Below are 21,343 nucleotides of genomic sequence, written 5' to 3'. Positions count from 1 at the left end.
ATCAAACTCGCTTGACAATTTGCCGGCCGAACAGGCCAGCGGGTTTGACGACCAGGACGGAAATGATCAGCGCGAGCGCGATCGGAAGCTTCAGCTCGTTGCCGACGCCGGGAATGTAGGTGCCGGCGAGGTTTTCGAAGACGCCGACCAGGAAGCCGCCGACCACGGCGCCGAACGGGCTGGTCAATCCGCCGAGCACCGCCGCAGCGAAGCCGTAGATCAGCACGCCGCCCATCATGTTGGGCTCGAGGAACACGACCGGTGCGATCAGCATGCCGGCGATCGCACCGATCGCGGACGCCATGCCCCAGCCCAGCGCAATCATCCAGCTCGTGTTGATGCCGACCAGCCGCGCCGATTCAGGCACGGAGGCGGCCGCGCGCATGGCGAGGCCGATCTTGGTGTACTGGAAGAAGAAGTAGAGGCCGAGCAGCAGCAGCACGGTGACGCCGATCATGCCGGCCTGGTGGGTCGAGATCAGCTGGCTACCGAGGAACGGCGAGGAGCCGAACGGGGTCGGATACTGCTTGATGGTGAAGTCCCAGATCAGGCCTGCCGAGGAGTTGATGATCGCGAACAGCGCGATGAAGCCGGCGACGTTGGTCAGCACCGGCGCCTTGGCGAGCGGCTTGAACAGGATGCGCTCGATCGCGATGCCGCCGACAAAGGACAATGCCAGCGTGATCACGAAGGCGGCCCAATAGGGGATGCCCCATTGCATCAGCTGCCAGGAGATGAAGGTCGAGAACATCGCCATCTCGCCCTGAGCGAAGTTGAGATGGTCGATCGCCTGATAGATCATGACCACGGCGAGCGCCATGCAGGCGTAGATCGCGCCCGTGGCGATGCCGGCCAGCACTTGGTTGGTGAACAGCTCCATCGTGCCGGCTCCTCAGTAACCCAGGTAGGATTTGCGGATTTCTTCGTTGTTCGCGATGTCCTTGGCGTTGCCCGACATCACGATGCGCCCGGTCTCGATCACATAGGCCTGGTCGGCGAGCTCGAGCGCGAGCTGGGCGTTCTGCTCGACCACCAGGATCGACACCTTGTCCTCGCGGTTGATCTTGCCGAGGATGCCGAACAGGTCGCGCACGACTAGCGGCGCCAGTCCGAACGAGGGCTCGTCCAGCAGCATCAGCCGCGGCCGCAGCATGAGGGCGCGGGCGACCGCGAGCATCTGCTGCTCGCCGCCCGAGAGCGTGCCGGCCTGCTGCGTATGCCGCTGCTTGAGCACCGGGAAATGCGCATACATGCGCTCGATGTCGGAGACGATGCCGGCGCTGTCCTTGCGGGTGATGGCGCCGAGCTGGAGGTTTTCCTCCACCGTCATGGTGGTGAAGGTGCCGCGGCCCTGCGGCACATGGGCGATGCCGAACCGCACGATGCTTTCGGTGGAGCGGTTGTTCAGCGGCTTGCCGTCGAACTCGATGCCGCCGGTCGAGCGCACCATGTTGCAGATCGCGCGCAGCGTGGTGGTCTTGCCGGCGCCGTTGGCCCCCAGCAGCGTGGTCAGCGATCCCTCGCTGAGCGAGAAGGACAGGCCGTGGAGCGCCTGGACCTGGCCGTAATAGGCGCGCAGGTCCTTGACGTTGAGGAGCGTCGTCATTGGTCCTTGCTCCCGAGATAGGCCTTGATGACGTCGGGATCCGCCTGCACCTGGGCCGGCGTGCCTTCCGCGAGCTTCTTGCCGAAATTCAGCGCGACGACGTGGTCGGCGATCGACATCACGAGGCCCATGTGATGCTCGACCAGCAGCACGGTCATATGGCGTTCGTCGCGGATGCGGCGGATGAGGTCGCCGAGCACGTAGACTTCCTCGTGGTTGAGGCCGCCGGCGGGCTCGTCGAGCAGCAGGATCTTCGGATCGGCAGCGAGCGCGCGCGCCAGCTCGACGCGCTTCTGCGTGCCGAACGGCAGGCCCGACACGACGGTGTGGGCGACGTCCTCGAGGTCGAGATAGGCGAGGATCTCATGCACCTTCTTGTTGACGTCGCTCTCGCTGCGGCGAACCCAGGCCAGCCGCAGCGAGTCGCTGATGATGTCGCTGGAGGTGCGGGCATGGGTGCCGACGCGGACATTGTCCATCACCGACAAATTCGGAAACAGCGCCACGTTCTGGAAAGTGCGGCCGATGCCGATCTCCGCGATCCGGTGCGGCGGGCGCGTCAGGATGCTCGCGCCCTCCATCAGGATGTCGCCGGACGACGGCTGGTACAGCCGCGAGAGGCAGTTGAAGAGCGTGGTCTTGCCGGCGCCGTTAGGGCCGATCAAGCCGAGGATCTGGCCCTTGTGCATGTCAAAGGACACGCCGTTGAGCGCGACGATGCCGCCGAACACGACGCTGACGTCGCGAACCGCGAGCAGGGGCGATGTCCCCTGCGCGAGTTGTGCCTGCGTCATCTCGTCTCGCCCACTGTGTTCAGTGAGCGAAGGGGCGATGTGAACCGCTCCCGATGACGACAAAGGCTATCTGATCCCCTCGGCCACACGCGCAACTTTCCCTCCTGATTTCAGCTTTTTGCTGACGTCTTTTTTGGAATGCGGCATCAGACCCCCAAGTGCCGCTTCGATGTTCCTTACCATCGCAAGCAGACGCGGTCCAATGTCGTTGATCAAACGCTCTTCCGTGAAGCGGAATGCCGGCGCGCCGCAATTGAATGCGTAAGGACCGGTTCCGTCGTTGAGCCTGAGCGCGACGCCGGCGGCGCCGATATCGTCGTGCCAGTCGCCGACCGAAATCGCAAATCCGTATTTCGCGACCGTCTCGCCGGAGCGTTCCAAACCGTCGCGCATCTTGGGCCAGCGGCTGCCGTAATGTTCGCGCAAGACACGAGACAGTTCCGCCCGATCGTTTTCCTCGAGCGCCCAAAAATAGGCGCGGCCCATCGCGCTGGTTGCAATCGGCACGCGGGAGCCGACGTCAAGTTGAACGCCGACCGTCTCGCTGCCGCGGCTTTGCCCGAAATAGATCATGCTGTGACGGTCGCGGCCGCCGACGGCAACGGCTCCGCCGGTCGCGCGCATCATTTCCTCGCGGAACGGTTCGGACAAATGCCGAACGCCGAGATTGGACAACGCGGCGTAGCCGAGCGCCATCGCGGCCGGCGCAAGCTGATATTTCTCGAAGCGGGGAACCGGCGTCAGATAGCCGAGCTTCGTCAACGTATAGGTCAGCCGCGAAACGGTCGGTTTGGGCAAATTGGTACGGGCCGCGATTTCCTGATTGCCAAGAAGTCCGTCGCTGGGCTGGAATGCGCGCAATACGTCTAGCCCGCGGGAAAGCGCGACGACGAAATTCCGATCGGTCGCTGTCTTCTTTCCTGTACGCTTCATCCCTGATCTGCTTCTTGCGCGGAGTCGTTGACAAGCCACGTGCTTCAAAATAACCCTGCCGTCAAGATGCGGAATTAAATTCCGCAGTGCGAAATTGAACAAAAGTTACCCCACCAAGGAGGGACACCGTGAGCGAAGTGGTCAAGCTTGAGCGTCATGACGAAGTCGGGATCGTCACGGTCGACAGCCCTCCGGTCAACGCGCTGAGCGCCGCGGTTCGCGGCGGAATTCTGGAATGCATCAAGGCCGCGGTCGCCGATCCCGCAATCAAGGGCATCGTGCTGACCTGCGCCGGCCGTACCTTCATCGCAGGCGCCGACATCACCGAATTCGGCAAGCCGCCGAAGCCGCCCGCCCTCAACGACGTGCTTTCCGAGATCGAGAATTCACCGAAGCCGGTCGTTGCCGCGATCCACGGCACCGCGCTCGGCGGCGGCCTCGAGGTCGCGCTCGCCTGTCATTTCCGCGTTGCGGTGAAGGAAGCCAAGCTCGGCCTGCCCGAGGTGAAGCTCGGCCTGCTGCCGGGCGCCGGTGGCACTCAGCGCCTGCCGCGCGCAGTCGGACCGGAGCTCGCGGTCAAGATGATCGTCGGCGGTGATCCGATCGGCGCTGCGGAAGCGCTGAAGAACGGTCTGATCGAGGAGATCGTCGAGGGCCCGGCCGCCGGAGGCGAAGCCTTCGTACGAAAGCTGCTGGCTGAAAAGCGTCCGCTGCGCCGCCTGCGTGACGACGACTCCAAGATCGCGGCGGCCAAGGCCGACCGCTCGATCTTCACCAATGCGGTCGCGGCCATGACCAAGAAGTCACGCGGCCTGGAAGCGCCGTTCGCGGCGGCCGACGCCGTCGGCTACGCCATCGACCTGCCATTCGATGAAGGGCTGAAGAAGGAGCGCGAGGGCTTCCTGAAGCTCGTCGCCAGCGATCAGTCCAAGGCGCAGCGTTATGCCTTCTTCGCCGAGCGCGAGGCCAGCAAGATCGCCGGCGTTCCTGAGGGGACCAAGCCGCGGCCCGTGAACCGCGTCGCCATCCTCGGCGCCGGTACGATGGGCGGCGGCATCGCGATGTCCTTTGCCAATGCCGGCGTTCCCGTCACTCTGATCGAGACCGGCGAGGAGCAGCTCAAGCGCGGCATGGGCATCATGCAGAAGAACTGGGAAGCGACCGCGGCGCGCGGCGGCATCCCGGCGGACGCGCCCGCCAAGCGCATGGCGCTGATCAACGGCGTCGTGGGCATCGAGAACGTCGGCGACGCCGACCTCGTCATCGAAGCCGTGTTCGAGACCATGGCGGTGAAGAAGGAAGTGTTCGGCAAGCTCGACCAGTACGTTAAGCCGGGCGCCGTGCTCGCCTCCAACACCTCGTACCTGAACATCGACGAGATCGCGAAGTCGACCAAGCGGCCGCAGGACGTGCTCGGCATGCACTTCTTCTCGCCCGCCAACGTCATGAAACTGTGCGAGATCGTGCGCGCCGACAAGACCGCGCCCGATGCCCTCGTCACGGCTGTCTCGATCGCACGCAAAATCGCAAAGGTGCCGGCCGTGGTCGGTGTCTGCGACGGCTTTGTCGGCAACCGCATGCTGGCCCAGCGCGGCAAGCAGTCGGAGAAACTGCTGTTCGAAGGCGCGCTTCCGCAGCAGGTCGACGCCGTCGTGACGAAGTTCGGCATGCCGATGGGGCCGTTCGCCATGGGCGACCTCGCCGGCCTCGACATCGGCTGGCGCTCGCGCAAGGACCGCGGCATCAAATCGGAGATCGCGGATGCGCTCTGTGAAGCCGGGCGCTTCGGCCAGAAGACCGGCAAGGGCTATTACAAATACGAAGCCGGCTCCCGTTCGGCGCTGCCGGATCCGGAAGTCGAGAAGCTGATCGACGAGACGCTGCTTCGTTTGGGCCGCAAGAAGCGCGTCGTCAGCGACGACGAGATCCTCGAGCGCATGATGTATCCGATGATCAACGAGGGCGCAAAGATCCTGGAAGAAGGCATTGCCGCGCGCCCGTCCGATATCGACGTGGTCTGGCTCTATGGCTACGGCTGGCCGATCTACCGCGGCGGCCCGATGTTCTGGGCCGACACCGTCGGCCTCAAGCACATCGCCGATCGTCTCTCTTTCTATGCCAAGGAGACCAACGACCCCAGCCTCGAGCCCGCGCCGCTGCTGAAGAAGCTCGCGGCCGAAGGCAAGACCTTTGCGTCATTGGCCGCGACATCAAAGGCGGCGTGATTGGATTGGGCTCGGTGACCGCGAACACCTTCGCCAGGGCAACGCTCTCTCCGTTCCCTCCCCCCTTGTGGGGGAGGGTCAGGGAGGGGGGTAGCCCCGGGCGAGGTCCGAGTTCGTGGCACCCCCTTCCCCAACCCTTCCCCACAAGGGGGAAGGGAGCCCGTCTGTCCGTACCCGCCTTACGTTTGCAGAGCATTGATCGTTGATGACCCATCCCGGCGAACAGTTTTATCCCGAGGGCGTGCGCTGGGACGAGACCATCGTCCAGGGCCCGTTGCCTGACCTGCTGGCAAAAGCCGCCGCAGAGTACGGACCGCGCACCGCGCTGGAATTCCGGGATCGTCCGATCACCTACACCGAACTCGCCGCGATGGCGGAGCGTGCGGCTGCCGCGTTCCTGCGCGCCGGTTGCGGCAAGAATGCTTCCATCGCCCTGTTCCTCGGCAATACGCCGGACCACCCCGTCAATTTCTTCGGCGCGCTGAAGGCCGGCGCCCGTGTCGCGCATCTCTCACCGCTCGACGGCGAGATCGCGCTGACCCACAAGATCTCCGATTCCGGTTCGCGCCTGCTCGTCACCACCAACCTCGCGGCGCTGCTGCCGACCGCGCTGAAATTCCTGGACAAGGGCCTGATCGACCGCCTGATCGTCTGCGAGGAGGACAGTTGGGGCAGGGTCGGCACGCCGCAGGCACCGATCCCCGATGATCCCCGCATCGTCACCTTCAGGGCCTTTGTCGAGGGCGCCACTGCGCCGGCAGAGTGGCCGCAAGTGAGCGCCGACGATGTCGCGCTGCTGCAATATACCGGCGGCACCACCGGCCTGCCCAAGGGCGCCATGCTGACGCACGGCAATCTCACCTCGGCGGTGTCGATCTTCGACATCTGGGGCAAGCCGTCCCGAGCCGCGCGTGGCGACGTGGTCGAGCGCGTGATCGGCGTGCTGCCGCTGTTCCACATCTATGCGCTGAGCCTCGTGCTGCTGTGCTCGCTCCGCCGCGGCTATCTGATCTCGCTGCATCAGCGCTTCGATGTCGAAGCCGTGATGCGCGACATCGAGGTCAAGCGCGCGACCTATTTCCCAGGCGTGCCGACGATGTGGATCGCGATTGCAGCGCTCCCGGATCTCGACAAGCGCGACTTCTCCTCGCTCAGCACCATTGGCTCCGGCGGCGCGCCGCTGCCGGTGGAGATTGCGAGTTTCTTCGAGCGCAAGGTCGGCAAGAAGCTCAAGAGCGGCTGGGGCATGACCGAGACCTGCTCGCCCGGCACCGGCCATCCGCCCACAGGCCCTGACAAGCCGGGCTCGATCGGCCTGATGCTGCCCGGCATCGAACTCGACGTCGTTTCCCTGGAAGATCCCACAAAAGTGCTGCCGCCGGGCGAAGTCGGCGAGATCCGCATCAAGGGCCCGAACGTCACCATGGGCTACTGGAACAAGCCCGAGGGATCCGCGGAGGCCTTCGTCGACGGCCGCTTCGTCACCGGCGACATCGGCTATGTCGATAGCGACGGCTATTTCTTCCTGGTCGACCGCAAGAAGGACATGATCATCTCCGGCGGCTTCAACGTTTATCCGCAAATGATCGAGCAGGCGATCTACACCCTACCAGGCGTGCACGAGGTGATCGTGCTCGGCATTCCCGACTCGTATCGCGGCGAGGCCGCAAAAGCCTTCATCAAGCTCAGGCCCGGCGCAAAGCCGTTCTCGCTCGACGAGCTGCGCGCGCAGCTCGCCGGCAAGCTCGGCAGGCACGAATTGCCGGCGGAGGTCGAATTCGTCGACGATCTGCCGCGCACGCCGGTCGGAAAGCTGTCGCGCCATGAGTTGCGCCAGCAGCAGAAACCATCACAATCCGCCCAACTTGTCACCCGACTTGCATCAGGAGATCGCTCTTGACCGACGCCGTCATCGTTTCCACCGCCCGCACCCCGATCGGGAAGGCCTATCGCGGCGCGCTCAACGCCACCGAGGGCGCAACGCTGCTCGGCCACGCCATCGGCGAGGCCGTCGCGCGCGCCAAGGTCGACCCCAAGGAGGTCGAGGACGTCGTGATGGGCGCAGCGCTCCAGCAGGGCGCTACCGGCGGCAACATCGCGCGCAAGGCGCTGCTCCGTGCCGGCCTGCCGGTTACCGTCGCCGGCACCACCATCGACCGGCAATGCGCCTCGGGCCTGCAGGCGATCGCGCTCGCCGCACGTTCGGTGATCTTCGACGGCGTCGAAATCGCGGTCGGCGGTGGCGGCGAGTCCATCTCGCTGGTGCAGAACGACAAGATGAATGGCTTCCACGCGCAGGACCCGGCGCTGCTCGAGATCAAGGGCGAGGTCTACATGCCCATGATCGACACGGCGGAGATCGTCGCCAAGCGCTACGGCATCTCGCGCGAGAAGCAGGACGAATATTCGCTGGAGAGCCAGCGCCGCACGGCCGCGGCCCAGCAGGGCGGCAAGTTCAGGGACGAACTCGCGCCGATCACCACCAGGATGGCGGTGACCGACAAGGCGACCGGTGCAGTCTCGTTCAAGGACGTCACGCTCTCGCAGGACGAGGGCCCGCGCCCCGAGACCACCGCTGAAGGTCTCGCCGGCCTCAAGGCCGTGCGCGGCGAGGGATTTTCGGTCACCGCCGGCAATGCCAGCCAGCTTTCGGACGGCGCCAGCGCGAGCGTGATCATGAGCGACAAGGAAGCGGCGAAGCGCGGGCTGAACCCGCTCGGCATCTTCCGCGGCTTCGTCTCCGCCGGCTGCGAGCCGGACGAGATGGGCATCGGCCCGGTGTTCGCGGTGCCGCGCCTGCTCAAGCGTCATGGCCTCACCGTCGACGACATCGGCCTGTGGGAGCTCAACGAAGCCTTCGCGGTGCAGGTGCTGTATTGCCGCGACAAGCTCGGCATCGACCCCGACAAGATCAACGTCGACGGTGGCGCGATTGCGGTCGGCCATCCCTACGGCATGTCGGGCGCGCGCCTCACCGGCCACGCTCTGATCGAAGGCCGCCGCCGCAAGGCGAAGTACGCGGTCGTCACCATGTGCGTCGGCGGCGGCATGGGCGCGGCGGGGCTTTTTGAGGTGTTGCAGTAGCCGTCGTCCTGGCGAAAGCCAGGACCCATACTCCGCAGCCGGAGTGTGGTGCTCAGACAGCCTTCGCATAACGAAGGCCGGTAGTAATGGGTCCTGGCTTTCGCCAGGACGACGAGGAAACAGGAGGATCCGATGGATCTCGCATTCACGAAAGAAGAGCAGGCGTTTCGCGAGGAAGTGCGGTCATTCTTCCGCGACAACGTGCCGCCGGATACCCGGCGCAAGCTGGTCGAGGGCCGCCACCTCTCGAAGGACGAGATGGTGACGTGGTGGCGCATCCTCAACAAGAAGGGTTGGGGCGTCAGCCACTGGCCCAAGCAATATGGCGGCACCGGCTGGACCTCCGTGCAGCACTACATCTTCAACGAGGAGCTGCAGTCCTATCCGGCGCCGCAGCCGCTCGCCTTCGGCGTCAGCATGGTCGGTCCCGTGATCTACACCTTCGGCAATGAAGAGCAGAAGAAGCGGTATCTGCCCCGCATCGCCAATGTCGACGATTGGTGGTGCCAGGGTTTCTCCGAGCCCGGCTCCGGCTCCGACCTCGCCTCGCTGAAGACGAAGGCCGAGCGCAAGGGCGACAAGTGGATCATCAACGGCCAGAAGACCTGGACCACGCTCGCCCAGCACGCCGACATGATCTTCTGCCTCTGCCGCACCGACCCGTCCGCCAAGAAGCAGATGGGCATCTCCTTCATCGTGTTCTCGATGAAGTCGAAGGGCGTCACCGTGCGTCCGATCCAGACCATCGACGGCGGCGCCGAGGTTAACGAGGTCTTCTTCGACGACGTCGAAGTGCCCTACGAGAACCTGATCGGCGAGGAGAACAAGGGCTGGGACTACGCGAAATTCCTGCTCGGCAATGAGCGCACCGGCATCGCCCGCGTCGGCGTCTCCAAGGAGCGGCTGCGCCGCATCCGCGACCTCGCCGGCAAGGTCGAATCCGGCGGCAAGCCGATCATCCAGGACGCGGCCTTCCGCGACAAGCTCGCGGCCTGCGAGATCGAGCTGAAGGCGCTCGAGCTGACGCAGCTCCGCGTCGTCGCCGACGAAGGCAAGCACGGCAAGGGCAAGCCCAATCCGGCTTCCTCGGTGCTGAAGATCAAGGGCTCCGAGATCCAGCAGACCACCACCGAGCTGCTGATGGAAGTGATCGGCCCGTTCGCAGCGCCCTACGACGTGCACGGCGACGACGGCTCGAACGAAGCCATGGACTGGACCGCCCAGATCGCGCCGAGCTACTTCAACAACCGCAAGGTCTCGATCTACGGCGGCTCCAACGAGATCCAGCGCAACATCATCGCCAAGGCGGTGCTGGGGCTGTGATCGATTGAATACAGGACGGTGTCGTCCCCCGCGAAGGCGGGGGACCCAGTACGCCGCGGCGGTCGTGAGTACAAGCGGACGGCTGCGTTTACTGGATCCCCGCTCCAGTGCGCAATTGCGCACAAGGCGGGGATGACGTCTGAGAGTGAGGCGACGGCACGGCAATTCCGGCCGATTTGGAGAGAAACATGGATTTTGATCTGAACGAGGAGCAGCGGCTTCTCAAGGAAAGCATCGACGGCCTCTTGACCGATTCCTACGATTTCGAGAGCCGCAAGAAGTACATGAAGGAGAAGGGCGGCTGGAGCCGGACCGTCTGGGGCAAGCTCGCCGAGCAGGGCCTGCTCGGTCTGCCCTTCGCGGAGGCCGATGGCGGCTTCGGCGGCGGCGGCGTCGAGACCATGATCGTGATGGAAGCGCTCGGCAAGGCGCTGGTGCTCGAGCCTTATCTCGCAACCGTCGTGATCGGCGGCGGCTTCCTGCGCCATGCGGGCAGCGATGGGCAGAAGGCCGCGCATGTGCCCAGCATCGTCGACGGCAGCAAGACGCTCGCCTTTGCCCAGCTTGAGAAGAACTCGCGCTACGATCTCTTCGACGTCACCACGACGGCGAAGAAGAGGGGTGATGGTTGGGTCATCGACGGCGAGAAGTTCGTCGTGCTCAACGGCGAGAACGCAGACACCCTCATCGTGACCGCGCGCACCAGGGGCGAGCGCCGCGACAAGAGCGGCATCGGCGTGTTCCTGGTGCCGGCCAACGCCAAGGGCGTCGCCAAGAAGTCGTATCCGACCCAGGACGGCCTGCACGCCGCCGACATCACCTTCACCGGCGTCGAGGTCGGTGCCGACGCGGCGCTCGGCAATCCCGACGATTCGCTCGCGCTGATCGAGCGTGTGGTCGACGAAGCCCGCATCGCGCTCTGCGCCGAAGCGGTCGGCCTGATGGACGAATCGCTCAAGACCACGGTCGAGTACATCAAGACGCGCAAGCAGTTCGGTGTCGCGATCGGCTCGTTTCAGTCGCTGCAGCACCGCGCCTCCGACATGTTCGTCGCCACCGAGCAGGCGCGATCGATGTCGATGTTCGCGACCATGGCTGCTGATTTCGAGGACGCCAAGGAGCGCAGCAACGCCGTTGCCGCGGCCAAGGTGCAGATCGGCAAGTCGCTGAAGTTCGTGGGGCAGCAGGCGATCCAGCTCCACGGCGGCATCGGCATGACCATGGAGGCGAAGATCGGCCATTACTTCAAGCGCCTGACCATGATCGAGAACTCGTTCGGCGACACCGACTACCATCAGCGCCGCGTGGCGGATGGTGGCGGGTTGATCTAGGGCTCTCCACCGTCATTGCGAGCGAAGCGAAGCAATCCAGAGTCTTTCCGCGGAGACGGTCTGGATTGCTTCGTCGCTACGCTCCTCGCAATGACGGAGTACGCGGCCTCAACGGAGCAACAACAATGAAAAACACCCCGTTCGATCTCACCGGCAAGGTCGCCGTGGTCACCGGCTCCAGCCGCGGCATTGGCCGCTCTTCCGCCGAACTGCTCGCAAAGCTCGGCGCCAAAGTCGTGGTCTCCTCGCGCAAGGCCGATGCCTGCCAGGACGTCGCCGACGGCATCAAGGCGGCCGGCGGCGAGGCAACCGTCATTCCCTGCAACATCGCGCGCAAGCAAGAGGTCGAGGCGCTGATCGCGGGCACGATCAAGCACTACGGCAAGATCGACATCCTCGTCTGCAACGCCGCCGTCAACCCGTATTACGGCCCGCTGCTCGACATCACCGACGAAGCCTTCGACAAGATCATGGGCTCGAACGTCAAGAGCAACATCTGGCTCTCCGCGCTGGCGATCCCGCAGATGGCCGAGCGCGGCAACGGCTCCGTCGTCATCATCTCCTCGATCGGGGGCCTGCGCGGTTCGACCGTGATCGGCGCCTACGGCATCTCGAAAGCCGCTGACTTCGCGCTGTGTCGTTCGCTCGCCGGCGAATGGGGCCCGAAAGGCGTCCGCGTCAACTGCATCGCGCCCGGCCTCGTCAAGACCGACTTTGCCCGCGCGCTGTGGGAAGACGAAGCAAATCTAAAGCGCCGCACCGCCACCACCCCGCTGCGCCGCATCGGCGAACCCGACGAAATCGCAGGCGCGGTGGCCTACCTCGCCTCGGATGCTTCGAGCTTCATGACCGGACAGACCATCGTCATCGACGGCGGCGTGACCACGGCGGCGCCGTAGCCGCCGCTCCTCCGCTACGGGCGGCGCTCGGCCAAGGTGCGTTCGATGGCGCTCTCGATGGCGCGTACGACGATCAGGGCCGAACGTTCGTCGAGATGCACGCCGTCGTCCCAACGCAGCTCGCGTCGCGGCGGATCGATCGGCAGCCAAAGCGCGCGATCCGGGAAGGCTTCGTCGACGATCTCGTTGGTGATCCGGACCATGCGCGAGCCTTCGATCTCCGGCGCAAACGGAACGTGAATCAGAAACACGCGGGTGCCGCGCCGCTGCAGTTCCTCGATGAGCTGTCTGACGCGGACCACATTCGCGCGTACCGGCACGGTCGGGTCAGCTTCGTTCATCTGCTCCAGCGCGCGGTCGAGATAGACCTTGTTGTCGAACGTGCCCGGCGGCTGGCTGAGCAGGCGATCCCGCTCGGCGCGCGCCCGGGCGGGATCGGGTTCACCGTGTTTCCAGCTTTCATAGCCCGCGACCGCTGTTCGCACCGGGCGCAGCAGCAGCGCTTCGGTACGCGCGCCGCCGGAAAATTTCTCGATCAGCGCGCTATCCGGCTCGCGCGTCAGGACATTCGTCTCGATCAGCACGATCTTCGGCGGGGTCGGTCGGTTCGCGACGATCTCGAGACCCGTCACCGGTGAGCCGCCCGCCAGCGAAAGATTGCGGACGCGCGGCGGCGAGAAATACTCCTCCTTGAGGCGCCAGGCGACCGAGCTGCCGACCAGCACGATATCAGGCGTGGGATCCCGCACATAGCGGTTGAGACTGACGAGGCTGCCGCCGCGGGTCGTGACCGCCGGCTGCTGCAGGGCCGAGCCGATGCGCGCCGTGGTGAAGGCGCAGGCCAGCAGCAGCGCGGCTGCCGCCACCGCGCACTTGATCAGCCATGAAAGCGAAAAATCCTGCTGCATGTCAGAACTGGAAGTAGATGAAAGTGCTGTCGGGCCCCGCCTCGAGACAGGCGAGCGCCGCGAGCGCGCCGTAGAGATACGGCTCCCATCGCCGCAACCGGCCTTCGATGAGCGCGCCGATGCCCGCATGCTGGATGATAACAGGCAAGGCGTAAAGCAAAGCCAGATTGGTGAACAGTTTTGGCGGATTGGGCGCGTCCGTCGCCATGAACATTCCCTTGAGATAGCTGAGCGCGTGGTCGAAGTTCGGCAGCTTGAAGAAGATCCAGAGCATCGTGACGCAGAAGAACACGACGCCCATCCGGATCACCCGCACCGCGGGGCTTCGATCGCCCAGCAGCTTCAGGAACGGTCGTTCGATCACGAGCAGAAACCCGTGCGCCATCCCCCACAGCGCGTAGCTCAGGCTTGCACCATGCCAGAGACCGCCAAGCGTCATCACGATCATCAGGTTGAGACAGGTTCGTGCCGGTCCATGACGGTTGCCGCCGAGCGGAATGTACAAATAGGTCCTGAGCCAGCTCGACAACGAGATGTGCCAACGCGTCCAGAACTCCGAGAATGAAATCGAGATGTAGGGCAGGTTGAAGTTCACGGGCAGGCGATAGCCGAACAATAGGCCGAGGCCGAGCGCGATCGCCGAATAGCCGAAGAAGTCGGCGTAGATCTGGTAGCTGTAGAGGAACACCAGCAGCCAGCGATCCTGCGTGCGCAGCGTCTCGTAGAGCGGGAAGTCCATATAGGACGTCATCTCGTTGAGATTGTTCGCCACATACAGCTTGAAGAAATAGCCGACCAGAATCCACTTCGCGGCCTCGACGAAGGCAACGTCGCCGAGCCGCTTGGGAACGATCTGCGGCATGAACTGGGCCGCACGCGTGATCGGCCCGGACACCAGCTGCGGAAAGAAGATGATGTAGAGGAACACCTCGCGCAAGCGCACGGTGCGCTTCTCGCGCGTCAGGTCGACCAGCAGGCTGATGTTGTGGAACACGAAGAACGAGATGCCGATCGGCAGCGGCAGCCGCAGCAGGAAGTCGATCGGCGCGGAGCCGGTCAGATGGGCCGCGGCGGCGTCAACGAACAGGAACTTGTATTTGAAGAACGCCAGCAGGCCGAGATTGAAGACGATGCCGGCCGGCATCCAGAAAGTTCGGTTATCAAACGCAAGCGCGAGGCAGAGATGGGTGCCGAGCACCGCGACGAGCAGCAGCGGCAGCAGCTCGGGCTGCCCGAAGCCATAGAAGAACACGCTTGCAAGGACGAGCAGCGGGACCTGGAAGCTGCGCAGTGAAGGCAGGTAATAGACGCCGAACACGATCGCGACGAAGACGCCGAACTGAAAAGAAGTGAAGGTCATGCCGCCCCATCTGCCCGCCCGGCATGTAGCATTTTCGCATTCTCTGTCCTAGTCCGGTGTCCTCCCCCGCTCCAGGGCAGTGGCATATGAAATTCAAAAGGACCGCGCCGCTTGCTCCGCCTCTCCCGCTTGCGGGAGAGGCCGACGCGCCCCGGGCGATGCGAAGCATCGTCCGCGCGCGGCGGGTGAGGGCTCTCACCCCTTGGGGATTCCCTCCGCAATTCTCGACAATCCTATTGCGGAGACAGCCCTCACCCCAGCCCTCCCCCGCAAGCGGGGGAGGGAGCGCACTGCCGATGCCGCCGCACCCCCCAGGGGAGGATCAACGCCCGCGCCTTGACCTGCTGCCGGCAATCCCGTTTTCTCTGCCCCAACACAACAACCCCTCCTCACGGGAACACGCCAAGGGCAAGCCGCCATGTCTTTCGTCCTCGCCATCGACCAGGGCACCACCTCCTCGCGCGCGATCGTGTTTCGCGGCGACATTTCCATTGCGGCAAAGGCGCAGGCCGAGTTTCCGCAGCATTTCCCCGCCTCGGGCTGGGTCGAGCACGAGCCGGAGGACATCTGGACCTCGACCATGACGGTCTGCCGCGAGGCGATCGCGCAGGCCGGCATCAGTGCAAAGGACATCGCCGCGATCGGCATCACCAACCAGCGCGAGACGACCGTGGTGTGGGATCGCGCCACCGGGCAGGCCGTGCATCGCGCCATCGTCTGGCAGGACCGCCGCACCGCCGACATCTGCGCGAGACTGAAAGCCGACGGCCGAGAGCCCGTGATCTCGCAGAAGACCGGCCTGATCATCGATCCCTATTTCTCCGGCACCAAGGTCGCCTGGATTCTCGACCACGTCCCCGGCGCGCGGGCGCGTGCCGCGCGCGGCGAATTGATGTTCGGCACCGTCGATTGCTATCTGCTGTGGCGCCTCACCGGCGGCAAGGTGCATGCCACCGACGCCACCAACGCCTCGCGCACGCTGCTGTTTAACATCCACACCGGGCAGTGGGACGACGAGCTCTTGGAGATCATCGGCGTGCCGCGCTCGATGCTGCCCGAGGTAAAGGATTCCTCAGCCCGCTTCGGCGAGAGCACGCCGGATCTGTTCGGCGGCGCGATTGCGATCTCCGGCATCGCCGGCGACCAGCAGGCCGCGACCATCGGCCAGGCCTGCTTCCGTCCGGGCATGATGAAATCCACCTACGGCACCGGCTGCTTCGCCCTGCTCAACACCGGCACCACGCCCGTGGCCTCGAAGAACAAGCTGCTCACCACCATCGCCTACCAGCTCGGTGGCAAACGCACCTACGCGCTCGAAGGCTCGATCTTCGTCGCAGGTAGCGCGGTGCAGTGGCTGCGCGACGGCCTCGGCATCATCAAGCACGCCGCCGAGACCGGACCTCTCGCCGATCAATCGGATTCGATGCAGAGCGTCTATCTCGTCCCGGCCTTCGTCGGCATGGGCGCGCCGTACTGGAATCCGCGCGTGCGCGGCGCGCTGTTCGGCCTCACCCGCAACACCGGCCCGGCCGAGCTTGCCCACGCCGCTCTGGAAAGCGTCTGCTACCAGACCTTCGACCTCTGGGCCGCGATGCGGGCCGACTGGCCGAGCTCGGAGGTGGCGAGCGTGGTCCTCCGCGTCGATGGGGGCATGACCGCATCCGACTGGACCATGCAGCGCCTCGCCGACCTGCTCGACGCGCCGGTCGATCGCCCCCTGATCCAGGAGACGACGGCACTGGGCGCCGCCTATCTCGCGGGTCTCGAGGCCGGCGTCTATCCCGAACCGACCAAGTTCGCCGACAACTGGCGCCTCGAGCATCGCTTCAAGCCGAACATGAGCCAGGCGACGCGCGAGCGGAAGCTGGCGGGCTGGGCGAGGGCGGTGAAGGGCGTGCTCGCGAGCGACGAGGGCGAGGGTTAGGCCGATCTCGTAGCCCGGATGGAGCGCAGTGAAATCCGGGGTTCTCTGGAAGCGATTACCCTGACGCCGCGATGAACGAGGCGTATCCACAAACTCCGCCGTCGTCCTGGCGAAAGCCAGGACCCATAACCACCGTGCTAAGTTGCCTTGGACCGCTGTCGGCCCCAGCCTGCCGCAACGGCGACCAGCTGTGGTAATGGGTCCTGGCTTTCGCCAGGACGACCCGGAATGTGTGGCCGGCGCTCAGCTTCAACGGGACGCATCCCATGATCCTCCCCGACGGCTATTCCGACATCCCCGCCGGCAAGATCGTTGCCGTCGTCACCCATCTCGAGATGACCGCGCGCCCTGCGCGCCGCGCCGATCCGCCGGGCGCTCCATCAGGTCTTTGGACCCTGCGCAAGGTCGATACCCCCGCGCTTCATTGGTATCGCGACCTCCATCGTCGCGTTGGCGAGGAGTGGTTGTGGTTTTCGCGGGCGCGCATGAACGACGCCGAGCTCGCCGCAATCATCCACGCACCGGGCGTCGAGGTCTATGGGCTTGTCGTGGACGGCCACGATGAAGGCCTGCTGGAGCTGGACTTTCGCGAGGCCGGCCAGTGCGAGCTCGTGTATTTCGGTGTCACCGCGAAACTGATCGGGAGCGGTGCCGCCCGTTTTATGATGAACCGCGCGCTTGAGCTCGCATGGTCACGCGACCTGTCCCGCGTCTGGGTGCACACCTGCACCTTCGATCATCCGTCGGCCGTCGCGTTCTACCAGCGCTCGGGCTTCCGCCCGTTCCGCCGCCAGATCGAGATCGCCGACGACCCGCGCCTCGATGGCACCGCGCCACGGACCGCGGCCAAGCATGTGCCGATCATCGAATAGTGCGCAGCTGCCTCCCCGCCGTCATTGCGAGGAGCCCTTGCGACGAAGCAATCCAGACTGTTTCCGTGGAAAGATACTGAGCCTCCCCTAAATCGGTGGCTGGATTGCTTCGCCGCGCTCGCAACGACGGAGTGTGGCGCTGTCGTCGCGTTTCATTCGGGCTACGCGCTCCCAAGTTGACGCGACGCAAGCAATCAAGCCTCGGAAGCGTAGCCCGGATGGAGCGGAGCGAAATCCGGGACAGCGTCCCCGCATTCCGCTCCGCTCCATGCGGGCTACACGCTCAAAACACCTTCTGCTCTGCCCGTGCCAACGAAAACCCTCGCTGCATCGCATTGAAGCACGTCAGCCCCGTCGGCTCCGACCGGCACGTAAACCCCGCGCGCTGCCAGACCTCGCCATAGGACAGCACCGGCAATGACGGGTCCATGATGGTATCGCCGGCGCAGATGCGGCCTGCGCTGCCTTTCGCACTCATCTCGAAGGCGTTGCCCCATTCGAGCTCGCAATCGGCGGGACGGCGCGGCCGCGTCTCCAGGTTCATGATGTCGCAGCGGAGCACGCCTTGACCATTGTCAGTGAAGAACTGGCAGGCGATGTTTTTCGACGGCGTCTGAAAGCCGATCGGACGGTCCTGCGCGTGGGCGAGGCTCGCGGCCAGCAGGGAGAGCCCGAGTGCGACCGTTGCAAGTCGTTGCGTCATGCATGCTCCTGCGCCCAGCTCTGCCATGCCCGGACTTGATCCGGGCATCCATCGCTTCCTAATCTGAGAAGAGATGGATTGCCGGGTCAAGTGCGGCAATGACAAAGGCTGCCAAACCATGTTCCTGATCGGCCAATACGATTCCCCCTTCGTCCGCCGCGTCGCGATCGCGCTGCGGCTTTACGGCCTCGCCTTCGAGCACAAGCCGTGGTCGACCTTCGGCGATGCCGACAAGATCGCGCCCTACAATCCGCTGCGACGCGTGCCGACGCTGGTGCTCGATGATGGCGAGGCGCTGATCGAGAGCACGGTCATCCTCGATTATCTCGACGAATTGGTAGGGCCGGAGAAGGCGATGCTGCCGCGCTCCGGCGCCGAGCGCCGGCGTCATTTGCGCATCTGCGCGCTCGCGTCCGGCCTCGGCGACAAGGCGGTCAGCCTGCTCTACGAGCGCGTGTTGCGGAAGGAGCAGCTTGCGCTGTGGGTCGAGCGTTGCCAGGCGCAGATCGCGGACGTGCTGAAAGCGCTGGAGGCCGAGCGCGCCAGGGTGACCACGCCATACTGGCTGGGCGATCGTATCGGCCACGCCGACGTTGTGGTCGCCTGCGTCGTCCGCTTCACCCGTGAGGCGCACCCGCTTCTGTTCGAGCCATCGCGCTATCCGTCGCTATCGGCGCATGCCGACGCTTGCGAGGCGCTGGCGCCGTTCCGGGAGATCGTGCAACCGCTGGCACCGCCGAAGGGGTGAGGCTCTTTCAATCTCTCCCGCGGGCGGTAGGGCCATCGCATATGAAGAAGCATATGGCTGGAAGCTCGGCTGCGGCCATCCTTCGAGACGCCCGCCTGCGGCGGGCCCTCAGGATGAGGGATGCGTATGCGGCAGCACTTCACGCGGATGGATGCAGCTGAGCCTCATCCTGAGGAGGCCGCGAAGCGGCCGTCTCGAAGGACGAGGCGCTCGCTCAAGCGCCGCCGAGACGTCATATCCGTTTGTCCTTCAGCCAGAGGGGAGAGGCGAACGGAGAAGCGCCGCTACGCGAACCCGACCTTGATCAGGATCATCAGGAAAAGGCCGCCGACGACCGCGCAGACCGCGGCACCGATCAGCGGCCCCAGCGCGCCCTCCCGGCGTGCCGGCTCCAGCACGGCCTGTCCCGGCTGGTCCGGATCGTAATAGACCTGGACGCTCTTCCCGGGCCGATATTTCGCCGCGCCCTCTTCGGCGACCTCGCGCAGGCCGGAGATCATGGTGCCGTTCCAATCGACTTCGGTGCCGATGAAGTCGCGCTTGCCGACCCTGTAGGCGTAGCGCAGGTCGACCTGATAGCGGTGGACGAGCTTTGATGTCGTCGGTCGATTGTCGTGCTCGGTCTTCTCTTCGATGATTTCCTCGATCACGTCGCAATGGATGACCCTGCCCGACGCGGTCGGCCAGCGCAGGCTGGCGCTCGCCAGCCGGCGCGTCCGGACATAATCGGCGGCGAAGAACACCCCGCCCACGAGCACGATGATCGGCACCGCGAACGCGAATAGCGGGACGCCCTTGTCGGCGTAGAGCACGTGGCCTGCGAACGAATGCGCGGTCAGGGTGGCGGCGATAATTCCGAACACCAACGTGAACGCCACCAGCGCCGCGACGTTCTGCGCGGCGGCGGGCTCCAGCAGCGCCTCGGTCGGTTGCTTCGGATCGACATGGACCTCGACATGGGCGCCGACCGGATAGCGTCCGGTCAGTTTTGCGGCCAAGACCCTCGTCGTGATGACGGGGCCGCCGACAAAGATCTTGTCGCTTTCCAGCTCCTGGCCGCCGGCCTGATAGCGATAGCGGATGATGGGCTTGGCGTCGTTCCGATCGTCCGAGGAATGCGCCGCCGGCTGGTCGACTCGGGAGACCGTGATGATGCCCTCCACCTTGTCCCAGCTCCGCGCGGCCACCATCCGGCCGCGCATGCGGACCAGGTTGAACAGCGTCAATCCAAACAGCAGCACGGCGATGCCGGCGGCAATCTGTGTCCACATCAATTGTTGGGCGTTCAGCATCCGATTCCCCTGCGCTTCGGCGGCGACCGCCATTGGTCGCAGCGAACGCGGGTTGCGTTCATGGCAGGGGTGCGGCGCCGATCCTATCTCCTCGTGCAGGGCTTGATCTCGCCCGAGGCAGAGTGCATCACGATCGGATTGGGCGACAGTCTGATGCCAAAGAACAATTGAGAGCCGGAGACCTTGTCGTTCGTCCCCTCATGGACGTCCAGATCGAGCTTCGTCGCGATCTCGGAGGTCAGTTTGGCCCTCTCCTCCATCGAAATCGCGTTGTGATATTTGATTTCGTAGACGACGTCGGCCTCCAGCACGGACCGCGTCTGGCACACGACGCCGCCGCTCGAAACGTTCTGAGTGACCGCGTCCTCACACTCGGCCTTCAGCAAGGCGTTGCGGGCCGAGATCAGCGACTCGTCGGATATCAGCAGAATGCTGGCATTCTCGAGCTTGAGGTTGACGGCCTCGACCTGCTGCATTCCGGCGAGGGCCGACAGCTTGTCCTTGACCTGGGCCGACACGTCGAGCCTCTTCTCGAGCGACTGCTTCAGGTCCCGGTCGACGGTCCGCGATTTCTGGATCTTGCCGGTCAGCAGCGTTGGATCGACATCACAAGTCGGATGCAGCTCCAGCCGGCCGTTGCTCAGATACTCGATGGTGTTGATCGTGCCGGGGCCGCCGAACGTGCTTGGCGGCACCACCTCGAAATATCCGGTCTCGGAGAGGATGGCCGTGATCGTCTGCTTCTTCCGCGGGAATCCGGCGTAGACCGCGACCATCACGAGGCCGATCGCGATGAAGACTCCGCTACCAAGCCAAAGCCATTTGCGGCTTGCTATTTTCCCGGGCAGCACAACTGATTTTTCTCGCCGCATGGCACATAGCCTTTCGGACAGTCCGCCGCGGCAATCGTGGGCAGCACGACGAGAGCGATCGCGGCGAGGAACGGTGCAATGAACTGCTTCATTTGTTCGATCCCAAGCAAATCGTCGGTTGAAGGTAGTAGGCCGAGAGAGTAGCGAACCAAGGTTGAGCGGACAAGTGAACGAGTTCACAAGCGGCCGATTCTTGCGAGGGCGCATTCGCAGCTGTTCGATGTGCTGCGTCGTTCCGGTACAGGCCGAGCATTTGCTTCACCAATGTCGTCCTGGCGAAAGCCAGGACCCATGACCCAAATGGGTCATTTGGCGAAGATTGGTCGTTCGGTATTACCAGCGATGGTCACCGATGGATCACGCGGTATGGGTCCTGGCCTTCGCCAAGACGACACCGAACGGACGACACCGAACGTGTGGTACGCGCGCATGATCGCGACGGACGAGGCAGCGAGTGTCAAACGGGCGC

At 64.6% G+C, this 21,343-nt stretch carries 19 protein-coding genes; 9 read left to right on the top strand and 10 right to left on the bottom strand.

All coding sequences use genetic code 11. From position 1 onward, the window contains the following. Position 1 precedes the first annotated feature (1 nt). From ABIB90_RS06275 to ABIB90_RS06260, 4 genes are all read right to left on the bottom strand, one after another. Positions 2–880, bottom strand: coding sequence for a branched-chain amino acid ABC transporter permease (locus tag ABIB90_RS06275; RefSeq protein WP_007599708.1), 879 nt, complete (start codon positions 878–880; stop codon positions 2–4). A 12-nt stretch (positions 881–892) separates the two neighbouring features. Further along, the gene (locus tag ABIB90_RS06270) at positions 893–1,606 is read right to left on the bottom strand and encodes an ABC transporter ATP-binding protein (protein ID WP_007599709.1); all 714 of its coding nucleotides are present in this window, start codon (positions 1,604–1,606) and stop codon (positions 893–895) included. Beyond that, positions 1,603–2,400: an ABC transporter ATP-binding protein gene (locus ABIB90_RS06265; protein WP_007599710.1), complete on the bottom strand. Its 798-nt coding sequence runs from the start codon at positions 2,398–2,400 to the stop codon at positions 1,603–1,605. The genes ABIB90_RS06270 and ABIB90_RS06265 overlap by 4 nt, the downstream gene beginning before the upstream one ends. A gap of 66 nt (positions 2,401–2,466) precedes the next feature. Next, positions 2,467–3,333 (bottom strand): IclR family transcriptional regulator, encoded by an 867-nt coding sequence (locus tag ABIB90_RS06260; RefSeq protein ID WP_007599713.1) that lies wholly within the window; start codon positions 3,331–3,333, stop codon positions 2,467–2,469. A gap of 128 nt (positions 3,334–3,461) precedes the next feature. Here ABIB90_RS06260 and ABIB90_RS06255 point away from each other — a divergent pair, with 128 nt between their 5' ends. The 6 genes from ABIB90_RS06255 to ABIB90_RS06230 all read left to right on the top strand — a co-directional run bounded on the left by ABIB90_RS06255 (position 3,462) and on the right by ABIB90_RS06230 (position 12,195). Then, positions 3,462–5,558, top strand: coding sequence for a 3-hydroxyacyl-CoA dehydrogenase NAD-binding domain-containing protein (locus tag ABIB90_RS06255; RefSeq protein WP_354200446.1), 2,097 nt, complete (start codon positions 3,462–3,464; stop codon positions 5,556–5,558). Positions 5,559–5,763: 205 nt separating this feature from the next. Further along, positions 5,764–7,458 (top strand): dicarboxylate--CoA ligase PimA, encoded by a 1,695-nt coding sequence (gene pimA / locus ABIB90_RS06250; RefSeq protein WP_354200445.1) that lies wholly within the window; start codon positions 5,764–5,766, stop codon positions 7,456–7,458. Next, the gene (locus tag ABIB90_RS06245) at positions 7,455–8,642 is read left to right on the top strand and encodes an acetyl-CoA C-acyltransferase (RefSeq protein WP_354127154.1); all 1,188 of its coding nucleotides are present in this window, start codon (positions 7,455–7,457) and stop codon (positions 8,640–8,642) included. The genes pimA and ABIB90_RS06245 overlap by 4 nt, the downstream gene beginning before the upstream one ends. Before the next feature lie 132 nt (positions 8,643–8,774). Beyond that, positions 8,775–9,965, top strand: coding sequence for a pimeloyl-CoA dehydrogenase large subunit (pimC, locus tag ABIB90_RS06240; protein WP_007599723.1), 1,191 nt, complete (start codon positions 8,775–8,777; stop codon positions 9,963–9,965). A gap of 188 nt (positions 9,966–10,153) precedes the next feature. After that, positions 10,154–11,296: a pimeloyl-CoA dehydrogenase small subunit gene (gene pimD / locus ABIB90_RS06235; RefSeq protein WP_354200444.1), complete on the top strand. Its 1,143-nt coding sequence runs from the start codon at positions 10,154–10,156 to the stop codon at positions 11,294–11,296. Between the two features lie 125 nt (positions 11,297–11,421). Further along, entirely contained in the window at positions 11,422–12,195 is a 774-nt protein-coding gene (locus ABIB90_RS06230) for an SDR family NAD(P)-dependent oxidoreductase (RefSeq protein WP_007599725.1), read from the top strand. 14 nt (positions 12,196–12,209) lie between these two features. On the opposite strand, the gene ABIB90_RS06225 is transcribed toward ABIB90_RS06230, so the two are convergent. Together ABIB90_RS06225 and ABIB90_RS06220 are read right to left on the bottom strand one after the other, a co-directional pair. After that, entirely contained in the window at positions 12,210–13,103 is an 894-nt protein-coding gene (locus ABIB90_RS06225; RefSeq protein WP_354200443.1) for a hypothetical protein, read from the bottom strand. A gap of 1 nt (position 13,104) precedes the next feature. Continuing rightward, positions 13,105–14,463 carry an MBOAT family O-acyltransferase gene (locus ABIB90_RS06220; protein WP_354200442.1) on the bottom strand — a complete coding sequence of 453 codons (1,359 nt, stop codon included), beginning with the start codon at positions 14,461–14,463 and terminating at the stop codon, positions 13,105–13,107. Positions 14,464–14,881: 418 nt separating this feature from the next. Here ABIB90_RS06220 and glpK point away from each other — a divergent pair, with 418 nt between their 5' ends. Then, positions 14,882–16,387 carry a glycerol kinase GlpK gene (gene glpK / locus ABIB90_RS06215; protein WP_354200441.1) on the top strand — a complete coding sequence of 502 codons (1,506 nt, stop codon included), beginning with the start codon at positions 14,882–14,884 and terminating at the stop codon, positions 16,385–16,387. Between the two features lie 266 nt (positions 16,388–16,653). Further along, a complete protein-coding gene (locus ABIB90_RS06210; RefSeq protein WP_354200440.1) occupies positions 16,654–17,259 on the top strand; it encodes a GNAT family N-acetyltransferase in 606 nt (201 codons plus the stop codon). Between the two features lie 283 nt (positions 17,260–17,542). Here the strand turns inward: ABIB90_RS06210 and ABIB90_RS06205 are convergent, their stop codons facing one another. Beyond that, positions 17,543–17,962: a DUF6636 domain-containing protein gene (locus ABIB90_RS06205; protein WP_354200439.1), complete on the bottom strand. Its 420-nt coding sequence runs from the start codon at positions 17,960–17,962 to the stop codon at positions 17,543–17,545. Positions 17,963–18,080: 118 nt separating this feature from the next. On the opposite strand from ABIB90_RS06205, the gene ABIB90_RS06200 reads away from it, so the two are divergent. Continuing rightward, the gene (locus ABIB90_RS06200) at positions 18,081–18,710 is read left to right on the top strand and encodes a glutathione S-transferase family protein (RefSeq protein ID WP_035995420.1); all 630 of its coding nucleotides are present in this window, start codon (positions 18,081–18,083) and stop codon (positions 18,708–18,710) included. A 284-nt stretch (positions 18,711–18,994) separates the two neighbouring features. Here ABIB90_RS06200 and ABIB90_RS06195 read toward each other — a convergent pair whose 3' ends face one another. From ABIB90_RS06195 to ABIB90_RS06185, 3 genes are all read right to left on the bottom strand, one after another. After that, entirely contained in the window at positions 18,995–20,002 is a 1,008-nt protein-coding gene (locus tag ABIB90_RS06195) for a DUF3592 domain-containing protein (protein ID WP_088941392.1), read from the bottom strand. A gap of 83 nt (positions 20,003–20,085) precedes the next feature. After that, the gene (locus tag ABIB90_RS06190; protein WP_311985863.1) at positions 20,086–20,853 is read right to left on the bottom strand and encodes a hypothetical protein; all 768 of its coding nucleotides are present in this window, start codon (positions 20,851–20,853) and stop codon (positions 20,086–20,088) included. Then, positions 20,835–20,966, bottom strand: a complete 132-nt coding sequence (locus ABIB90_RS06185) for a hypothetical protein (protein ID WP_007599743.1) — start codon at positions 20,964–20,966, stop codon at positions 20,835–20,837. The genes ABIB90_RS06190 and ABIB90_RS06185 overlap by 19 nt, the downstream gene beginning before the upstream one ends. Positions 20,967–21,343 lie beyond the last annotated feature (377 nt).

Origin of the sequence: Bradyrhizobium sp. JR4.1, from assembly GCF_040548605.1 — a bacterium.
Taxonomy (GTDB): domain Bacteria; phylum Pseudomonadota; class Alphaproteobacteria; order Rhizobiales; family Xanthobacteraceae; genus Bradyrhizobium; species Bradyrhizobium canariense.
Note: the sequence above shows the minus strand (reverse complement) of the source record. Positions and strands in the feature narration are given on the sequence as shown.

Excerpts from the sequence above, each read along its gene's own strand:
- ABIB90_RS06205 (WP_354200439.1), bottom strand. The coding sequence starts at position 17,962 with ATGACGCAACGACTTGCAACGGTCGCACTCGGGCTCTCCCTGCTGGCC.
- glpK (WP_354200441.1), top strand. The coding sequence starts at position 14,882 with ATGTCTTTCGTCCTCGCCATCGACCAGGGCACCACCTCCTCGCGCGCG.
- pimC (WP_007599723.1), top strand. The coding sequence starts at position 8,775 with ATGGATCTCGCATTCACGAAAGAAGAGCAGGCGTTTCGCGAGGAAGTG.
- ABIB90_RS06275 (WP_007599708.1), bottom strand. The coding sequence starts at position 880 with ATGGAGCTGTTCACCAACCAAGTGCTGGCCGGCATCGCCACGGGCGCG.
- ABIB90_RS06270 (WP_007599709.1), bottom strand. The coding sequence starts at position 1,606 with ATGACGACGCTCCTCAACGTCAAGGACCTGCGCGCCTATTACGGCCAG.
- ABIB90_RS06265 (WP_007599710.1), bottom strand. The coding sequence starts at position 2,400 with ATGACGCAGGCACAACTCGCGCAGGGGACATCGCCCCTGCTCGCGGTT.
- pimD (WP_354200444.1), top strand. The coding sequence starts at position 10,154 with ATGGATTTTGATCTGAACGAGGAGCAGCGGCTTCTCAAGGAAAGCATC.
- ABIB90_RS06185 (WP_007599743.1), bottom strand. The coding sequence starts at position 20,966 with ATGAAGCAGTTCATTGCACCGTTCCTCGCCGCGATCGCTCTCGTCGTG.
- ABIB90_RS06220 (WP_354200442.1), bottom strand. The coding sequence starts at position 14,463 with ATGACCTTCACTTCTTTTCAGTTCGGCGTCTTCGTCGCGATCGTGTTC.
- ABIB90_RS06225 (WP_354200443.1), bottom strand. The coding sequence starts at position 13,103 with ATGCAGCAGGATTTTTCGCTTTCATGGCTGATCAAGTGCGCGGTGGCG.
- ABIB90_RS06200 (WP_035995420.1), top strand. The coding sequence starts at position 18,081 with ATGTTCCTGATCGGCCAATACGATTCCCCCTTCGTCCGCCGCGTCGCG.
- ABIB90_RS06230 (WP_007599725.1), top strand. The coding sequence starts at position 11,422 with ATGAAAAACACCCCGTTCGATCTCACCGGCAAGGTCGCCGTGGTCACC.
- pimA (WP_354200445.1), top strand. The coding sequence starts at position 5,764 with ATGACCCATCCCGGCGAACAGTTTTATCCCGAGGGCGTGCGCTGGGAC.
- ABIB90_RS06210 (WP_354200440.1), top strand. The coding sequence starts at position 16,654 with ATGATCCTCCCCGACGGCTATTCCGACATCCCCGCCGGCAAGATCGTT.
- ABIB90_RS06195 (WP_088941392.1), bottom strand. The coding sequence starts at position 20,002 with ATGCTGAACGCCCAACAATTGATGTGGACACAGATTGCCGCCGGCATC.
- ABIB90_RS06260 (WP_007599713.1), bottom strand. The coding sequence starts at position 3,333 with ATGAAGCGTACAGGAAAGAAGACAGCGACCGATCGGAATTTCGTCGTC.